This is a genomic window from Oceanibaculum pacificum (genome assembly GCF_001618175.1).
Lineage (GTDB): Bacteria > Pseudomonadota > Alphaproteobacteria > Oceanibaculales > Oceanibaculaceae > Oceanibaculum > Oceanibaculum pacificum.
The window spans coordinates 33,346-41,393 of sequence record NZ_LPXN01000104.1 but is presented as its reverse complement, the minus strand read 5'-3'; the positions used below and the strand labels follow the sequence as shown (position 1 = coordinate 41,393).

The 8,048-nt window shown below is 68.1% G+C and carries 7 protein-coding genes; 5 read left to right on the top strand and 2 right to left on the bottom strand.

The window, feature by feature from the left end:
* Both AUP43_RS09230 and AUP43_RS09225 read left to right on the top strand, forming a co-directional pair.
* Window positions 1-460: methyl-accepting chemotaxis protein (locus AUP43_RS09230; protein ID WP_232314984.1), on the top strand; the 460-nt coding region annotated here is incomplete at its 5' end.
* A 124-nt stretch (window positions 461-584) separates the two neighbouring features.
* On the top strand, window positions 585-1,544 hold the full coding sequence (locus AUP43_RS09225; protein ID WP_067555570.1) for a GDP-L-fucose synthase family protein: 960 nt from the start codon (window positions 585-587) through the stop codon (window positions 1,542-1,544).
* On the opposite strand, the gene goxB is transcribed toward AUP43_RS09225, so the two are convergent.
* Window positions 1,499-2,674: a glycine oxidase maturase GoxB gene (gene goxB, locus AUP43_RS09220; protein WP_067555567.1), complete on the bottom strand. Its 1,176-nt coding sequence runs from the start codon at window positions 2,672-2,674 to the stop codon at window positions 1,499-1,501. The two genes, AUP43_RS09225 and goxB, sit on opposite strands and share 46 nt — an antisense overlap.
* Window positions 2,671-4,710, bottom strand: coding sequence for a CTQ-dependent glycine oxidase GoxA (goxA, locus tag AUP43_RS09215; RefSeq protein ID WP_198154865.1), 2,040 nt, complete (start codon window positions 4,708-4,710; stop codon window positions 2,671-2,673). Before goxA ends, goxB begins: the two co-directional genes overlap by 4 nt.
* A gap of 205 nt (window positions 4,711-4,915) precedes the next feature.
* On the opposite strand from goxA, the gene AUP43_RS09210 reads away from it, so the two are divergent.
* The 3 genes from AUP43_RS09210 to AUP43_RS18975 all read left to right on the top strand — a co-directional run bounded on the left by AUP43_RS09210 (window position 4,916) and on the right by AUP43_RS18975 (window position 8,030).
* Window positions 4,916-7,237: a xanthine dehydrogenase family protein molybdopterin-binding subunit gene (locus tag AUP43_RS09210; protein WP_232314982.1), complete on the top strand. Its 2,322-nt coding sequence runs from the start codon at window positions 4,916-4,918 to the stop codon at window positions 7,235-7,237.
* A gap of 179 nt (window positions 7,238-7,416) precedes the next feature.
* On the top strand, window positions 7,417-7,821 hold the full coding sequence (locus tag AUP43_RS09205) for a hypothetical protein (RefSeq protein WP_067555559.1): 405 nt from the start codon (window positions 7,417-7,419) through the stop codon (window positions 7,819-7,821).
* Between the two features lie 35 nt (window positions 7,822-7,856).
* Entirely contained in the window at window positions 7,857-8,030 is a 174-nt protein-coding gene (locus tag AUP43_RS18975; RefSeq protein WP_157089295.1) for a hypothetical protein, read from the top strand.
* Window positions 8,031-8,048: the final 18 nt, after the last annotated feature.

Genomic DNA, 8,048 nt, shown 5'->3' with positions numbered 1-8,048 from the left:
GCTGGCGCTGAACGCGACCATTGAGGCGGCGCGCGCCGGGGAGGCCGGCAAGGGCTTCGCCGTTGTCGCCTCGGAGGTGAAGAACCTCGCCACCCAGACCGCCAAGGCGACGGAGGAGATCGGCCAGCAGATCGGCGGCATCCAGAGCGAGACCACGCAGGCGGTGGCCGCGATCCGCGGCATTGGCGGCACCATCAACCGGATCAACGAGATTGCCGCCGCCATCGCCTCCGCCGTCGAGGAGCAGGGCGCGGCGACCCAGGAAATCTCCCGCAACGTTCTTGAGGCAGCGCGGGGCACGCAGGAAGTCTCCACCACCATCGCCAGCGTGACGCAAGCCGCCGGGGAAACCGGCGCCGCCGCCGACCAGGTTACCGCTTCGGCCGGCAATCTGGCGCAGCAATCCCAGCGCCTGCGCCAGGCCGTTGAGGAATTCCTTTCCGGCGTTCGCGCGGCATAGCGTTCCCTCTTGCAGGTCCTCCCGCATTGATTGATATTTTCAGGAATATCCAACCAATGCGATGGAGGGCCGATGCGGCGAGAGACGGCATCGATGCCTTGGCCGCAAGCGGCCGTCCCTTAAGATGGCGCGGCGGATTTTCCTGGCCGGCCACCGCGGCATGGTCGGCGCGGCGTTGCGCCGACGGCTGCGGGGGCGGGCTGATATCGACCTGCTGACGGCGGAGCGATCGACGCTCGATCTGCGGCGGCAGGATCAGGTGGAAGCCTTTCTCGCCGCCCACCGCCCGCAGGAAGTCTGGATCGCCGCCGCGCGGGTCGGCGGCATCGCGGCGAATGAAGCGGCCCCGGCCGATTTTCTCCACGACAATCTGGCGATTGCGACGACGCTTATCCAGGCGGCGCATCGGTCCGGCGTGGAGACGTTGCTGTTCCTCGGCTCCTCCTGCATCTATCCGCGCCTGGCCGACCAGCCGATAGGCGAGGAAGCGCTGCTGACCGGCCCGCTGGAGCCGACGAATGCGCCTTACGCCATCGCCAAGATCGCCGGCATTGCGCTGTGCGAGGCGCTGAACCGCCAGCATGGCCGGGATTATCGCTGCCTCATGCCGACCAACCTCTATGGCCCCGGCGATAATTTCGATGTCGAGGCCGGGCATGTGATCCCGGCGCTGATTCGCCGTTTCCATGCGGCTGTGGAACAGGGCGCGCCGGAAGTGACGATATGGGGCAGCGGGGCGGCCCGGCGCGAATTCCTGCATGTCGACGATCTGGCGGATGCCTGCCTGCATGTCATGGCGATGCCGGCGGCGGCCTACCATGCGCAGGCCTGGCAGGGGTTGCTGAATGTCGGCTCCGGCGAGGAATGCAGCATCCGCGATCTGGCCGGGACGCTTGCCGACATCGCCGGCTATCGCGGCCGTCTCCGCTTCGATGCCGACCGGCCGGAGGGGACGCCGCGAAAGCTGCTGGATTGCAGCCGGCTGCGGGCGCTGGGCTGGAGTCCGTACATCGACCTGCCTGTCGGCCTGCGCTGGACCTATGAGTGGTTCGCGACCGAGGCGGCCTGCTGGGCGGCTGCATAGCCGCCGCCATTCCGGCGTTGCCAGAAGGGCCGGTCGGCAAAGCGCGTCTCGCGGGCGTGCAGCATCAGATGTTGACGGCGGAAATCCGCGACGCCGCGCGCCACGGCGTCGGCATAGGCGGCCAGTGGCTCTATGTCGCCGCGCAGCGCTGACCCGGCGGCGCGGGCGGCGGCGCGGGCCGACCAGAGCGCGGTGGTGATGCCATGCGAGGAAAGCGGGTCGAAAGCCGCAGCCGCATCGCCGGCCGCGGCCCAGCCGGTTCCGGCTGCCCCTTCGGCGGCTGGCTCCAGCCAGGTGGTGCCGGCGCTGGCCAGGGCCGGCGGCGTATCCGGGCTGTAGCCGGCGCTGTCGAGCCATTGCCGGATATAGAGTGTCGTCGCCGCCAGCCGCCGCCAGGAATCGGCGTCCCGCGACAGGCCGCGCGGCAGCAGGTCGGGATCGGAAAAATAGGCCAGGGCCAGCCGCCGGTCGGGCAGCAGTGTGGCATACCACCAGCCATCGGCGACGGCCTCGATCAGCGTTGCCGGTGTCGGCTCCACTTCATTGTCGCGCTGCCGCAGGAAGGCATGGGCGCAGACCAGACGGTCAGCCCGCCTGTGCGCCGCCAGCCGGTGCGCCGCCAGCCGGCGGGCCAGCATGCCCGCCCGGCCGGTGCAATCGATCAGGAAGCGGGCGGTTCGTCGCTGCCCGTCGGCCAGCGTCAGCGCCCATGACCCCGCCGCGCGCTCGACGGTATTCACGGCGCTGTCGATGGGCTGGGCGCCGGCTTCCAGCGCCGCCGCGCGCATCTGGGCCTCGAAGGCCGGGCGGTCGAGCACCAGCCCCGGCCCTTCCAGATGCAGCATGCCGCTGCGCTCCGTCAGCCTGTCGCTGCCCCAGGCCGAGTACACCGCATTGGCCGGCCGGTGGTGCGGCGAGTCGAGCAGGGTGGCCAGACCCAGATCGGCCAGGATCGTGCGGGCGGCCGGTGCCAGCGTTTCGCCGATGCGATCCGCTGCCGGCTTGGCGGGGGCGATCCACAGCGGCGCGTGGCCCAGCCGGGCCAGAGCCACGCAGGCCGCCGCACCGGCGATGCCGCCGCCCAGAACGGCGACATCGCCGGGTTCCTGCGCGGTTGCTTGCACGGTCACTTAGGCAGCATGCCGTCGGTCGGTTTCCAGTTGAACCGCATCTCCATATTGCCACGCCCGACCTCGACGAACAGTTCGGATGGAATCGCCGCCGGCTTGTCCTTGTCGGTCGGGCCGGGGCGCTTCACCACGAAGCCCATGCGCTGCCACAGGGTGATCATGTTGGTGATGCCGTCCCAATAGCTGGCGTCGGCATGGTAGCCGATGCCGGCCACGCCGCGCGACCAGGCGACGCGGTTTTCGTAGAATTTCAAGCGCTGCTCGGCCGGCAGGTCAGCGCGCAGCAGTTCCTGGTAATATTTCTCCGGCAGCACGTCGATGGGCAGCAGGGCGGGCCACCACACGGCGGTGGGGAAATCCTCCTGCATCACCACCTGCTGGCAGCTGAAGGCGTCGCACTGCCAGGGCAGGCCCATCCAGCGCGTCAGGTCGCCCGGCATTTGCGGGCCGATGGGCGGCGGCGCGCCATTGCCGCCGGCGAAGGCGATCTCCGGCGTCAGCAGCCGGCCGACATTCTGTATCAGGCTGGGGCGGTCGCCCAGCGCCAGGCGGAAGGGCTCGGGGTCCTGGCCGTTGGCGCGGGCATACATCGGCTTCAGCCGCAGATAATAGGTCAGCTCCACACCGGGATGGAACGCGCCGCCGGAGCAGGGTTCCAGCGCCGCCTCGGTCAAGGCGAAGGGCTGGTCGGCCAGCGGCACCTGCTCGATGGCCTCGATGGCGTCGGCGGCGGAATCGTTCAGGTCGTTCACGAAATCGCCGGCCGCCCATTGCTCCAGATAGGAATATTGCAGCGCCGGAAACTGGAACCATTGCAGCGGGCTGCCATCGTAATTGATGCCATCGCCCAGCATGTAGGGCAGCTTCAGCCGCTCCTCCTTATAGGCTTCGTCGCCATGGTTGTTCGGATTCCGGAATTTGGAGAACACATGCGCGCGCAGCGCCCGGTTCGCCGGGCTGGGATCGGCCAGCCGGGCGATATAGGCAGGGTCGGAGAAATCGCCGATATCCAGCCAGCCGGCCTGCAGATTGGCGGAGCTGGCCACCCATTCCATCAGCGCCAGCCGGCGGAAGGTCGGGTAGATATATTTGCGGAACGAAAGAGGCGTGGCGGGGCGCGGGCTCCAGCCCTCGGCGACGTTCAGATCCTCGATCACGTCATAGAGGGTGGTGACCGGCGGAATCTCCGGCGCGAAATTCGGGCCGACGCTGGCGACCCATGCGGAGGCGGCCTCGCGCTTCACGCCATCGGCCAGCGTGACCGTCGCCTTCACCGGGCCGTCGCACCAGTCATCGTGCCAGCCATCATTGTCGGCGAAGCTGGTGATGCCGCTGCCGACCGGGCTGTTCGACACGCCGTCGGGCGGGAAGACCAGCAGCCGACCAGCCGAATCGGTGCGCAGATGCCCCAGCCCGACCGGCTCGGTGCCGTAGAACACACCGCCCATGGCGTGGGCCGCATCGGTGCCGGCGGGATTGGTGCTGGCCCCCGTAATGCTGTGCTGGCCGCCGTCGATCACCAGCATCTCGGCGCGCTGCTTGTCGGAGACGAAGTACTGGTTGCGCATCTGCCCCGGCAGGCCGGGGGCCAGATCGCCATTATCCAGCGGGTTGTTGAAACCGTACCAGGCGGCCTTGGTGTTGGCGACATGCACGGTCCATTCGATGGTCGCCTCGGCGGCGGTGATCTCGCGGATCACCCGGCCCTGATCGTCGAACGCATAGACGCGGAAGCGCTGCACCTGCTTCTTGATGAGTTGCTCGCCATCCTTGAAGCCGCCTTCCGGCCGCGAGGGCAGGCCCGGCACTTCGGGGGCCAGGAACCATTGCTGGCTGCCGCCAACCCGGCAGATGCCGATGGCCGGATAGATCGCCAGCCGCGCTATCGCGGCCCCGGCCGGCGCCGCCTCTCGCGCTACCCGCGCCACCGCCGCTTTCGGCAGCAGCGGCAGCCCCGCCAGGCCCAGCCCCAGCGCGCTTGCGCCGGCCAGGAAATCGCGCCGCGCAATACCCGGCTTCCCATTTCGCTTGGTCATTGCTCTCCCCCTCCCTTTTTGAACCCCACCTCATGCTAGGTGAACTTCAGGCCGCCTGAAACTCAAAATACATCCCAAAAGGTGTATGTCAGAATTGGTTTCAATCCGATTGCGAGCCGCTGGCTATTTGCTTTTCGCCTTTCAATGACGGCCCTCCCAGGGGGACTTGTGCGGCGCGCGGTTCGTCCGTAAGAACGCAGGCGGAATGTCACAGCCGCTGCGGGGACCGATGCTGCGCCTAGAAGACGAAGCCCTTCTAACCGGCAAGGGAAACTATGTCGCCGACCGTCGCCCGGCGGGCACGCTGACCATGGTGGTGCTGCGGTCCAGCAGCGCGCATGGCACGATCCGACATCTGGATGTCTCGGCGGCGCGCGGCCTGCCCGGCGTGCGGCTGGTGCTGACGGCGTCCGACCTGGCCGGGCTGGGCGTCGGCCCGCTGAAGCCGGCGGCGGTGACGCCGAACAGCGACGGCACGGCGATGGTTGCGCGCGACCGGCCGATCCTGGCGGACAAGGCGGTGCGCTATGTCGGCGAGCCGGTGGCGGCCATCGTCGCCGAGACCGAGGAGCAGGCGCTCGACGCGCTGGAAGCCATCGTGCTGGATGTCGACGAGCTGCCGGCCGTCATCGATGTCGAGGCGGCGGCGGAAGGCGGGCCGAAAGTCTGGCCGGAGCTGCCGGACAACATCTCGTTCGACTGGGATATCGGCAACCGCGAGGAGACCGAGCGCGCCTTCGCCGCGGCTGCCCACGTGGTCGAGCTGACGGTGCGCCATCCGCGCATCGTCATCGCCCCGATCGAAACGCGCGGCGCGCTGGGCGTCTATGATGAAGCCACCGGCCGCTACAGCCTCACCACGCCGAGCCAGGGGGTGGTCGGCATCCGCGCGGCCATGGCCGATTGCCTGGGCGTGCCGACCGACAAGGTGCGCGTTGTCACCGAGGATGTCGGCGGCAGCTTCGCGGTGAAGATCTGGCCCTATCCGGAGCAGGTTCTGGCGCTGGTGGCCTCCAAGGCGACCGGCCGGCCGGTGCATTGGATGTCCAGCCGCACCGAGGGCATGGTGTCCGACATTATGGGCCGGGGCCGCGTCGACCGGGCGGCGCTGGCGCTGGACAAGGATTACAAATTCCTGGCCTTCAGGATCGACGCGCTGGCCGATATGGGGGCCCATACCAACCATGTCGCGGCCAACACCTCGACCAAGGGGGCGGTGCGGGTCTTCGGCCATTGCTATAGAATTCCGGGCCTGCATTACCGGGTGCGCGGGCTGTTCACCAACGCCGTGCCGACCGACGCCTATCGCGGTGCTGGCAAGCCGGAGACGGTCTCCACCACGGAACGGCTGATCGATGTGGCAGCCGACCGGCTGGGCATCGACCGGCTGGAGCTACGCCGCCGCAATCTGGTGACGCCGGCCGACCTGCCCTATCGCACGGCGATGGGCGAGACCTACGATGGCGGCGACTTCCCGACGATCATGGAGCGCATCCTGGCGGCCGGCGATATTGCCGGCTTCCCGGCCCGCAAGGCGGAGAGCGCGGCGCGCGGGCTTAAACGCGGGCTGGGCCTGACGTTCCACATGCACGCCACCGGCGGCTCGACCGCGGAGCGCAGCGAGGTCATCGCGCAACCCGACGGTACGGTGATCGTGCGCAGCGGCACGCAGGATTCCGGCCAGGGCCATCGCACGGCGCTGGCGATGGTCGCGGCCGAGACGCTGGAAATCCCGGTCGGGCGTATCCGCGTCGAGCAGGGAGACAGCGATTACCTGGCGAAGGGCGGCGGCACCGGCGGTTCCAACCTGATGCCGATTGCCGCCAACACGGTGCACCGCACGGCGTTGCAACTGATCCAGCAGGCCAAGGCGGTGGCCGGGCATCTGCTGGAAGCCTCGGCGCGCGACATCGAATACGGGTTCGGCGAATTCCGTATCGCCGGCACCGACCGCAAGATCGCCCTGGGCGAGGTTGCCGCCGGGTGGGACAGCCTGCCGGCGACGGCGCGCGACGAGGAGATGGGGGCCGGCTGCATCGCCCAGCTCGATTTCGAGGGGCTGCACACCACCTTCCCAAACGGCGCTTACGCGGTGGAGGTGGAGGTCGATCCCGAGACCGGACGGGTGAAAATCCTGCGCTGGACCGGCGTGGACGATCTGGGCCGCGTCATCAACGAGGCGACGGCGCTGGGTCAGATTCATGGCGGTATCGGCCAGTCGGTCGGCGAGGCGCTGCTGGAGGCGGTGCGCTACGACCCGCAGAGCGGCCAGCTGCTGTCCGGCAGCTTCATGGATTACACCATGCCGCGCGCCGACGATGTGCCGGCCATCGCCCATGGCTGGGCCCCGACAGCCAGCCCGAACAGCCTGATCGGCGCGAAAGGGGTGGGCGAGGTGTCCTCGATCGGCGGGCCGGGGCCGATCATGAACGCCGTCCTCGACGCGCTGCGCCCGCTGGGCGTCGAGCATATCGATATCCCGCTGACCCCGGAGACGGTGTGGCGGGCGGTGCGGGACGCGCAATAAAAACGCCTGGCGGATATTCTTTAAATCACACCAGGGAACCGTTTCGCATATCCAGGCGTTATAGGCTCGATTGGACGATTACCGGTCAACGGGTGGGGTTTATCTGCCTGTCGGGTTTCCGAAGGCGCGCAGGACACCAGGCAATCAACGCGCGTCGTCACTAATTCCAGGAGCTAGAAATGAAGAAATTCATCTTGTGCGCTTCGCTTCTCGCCGTTGGCGCCTGCGCCGGCCAGCCGGAACCGTTGGGCCCGCCGGTCAACCTGCCGCCCGGCCCGCCCTTGACCGCCGCCGAGGTGCAGAGCCTCGTGGTTGGCAACACCGGCACCGGGCAGATGAGCGGCTCGCGCGCGACCTACACCATGTACGTCGCCCCCGGTGGCGCGGCAGAGTTGAAGCGCCCGACCGGCGTGGAGAAGGGCAAGTGGCAGATCATGCCGGATGGCCAGATGTGCATGACCTGGGAGCTGTTCCGCGATGGCGACCAATACTGCCAGAACGTGTATAAGGAAGGCGTGGTCTACCAGTTCCGCAACAACAACTCCGTGGAATTGCTGACCTTCGCCCCCGGCAAGCAGTTCTGACCCGGCCCATCTGAGCTTCCAGGAAAGGTAGCATCATGTATCGCATCCTTATCGTCGTGTTGGCCGTGGGCATGCTGAGCGCCTGCGGCGGCGGCCGCTTCGCCGGCTTGAACACCTGCTCGGCCGACGGCTCCGTCGTGCTGGTGGAATATCCCAACGCCCAGGGGACTTATGACGGGCTGAACAACGGTCCCTGCGACCGTCCGTAAGCGAAGAATATCCCGGCC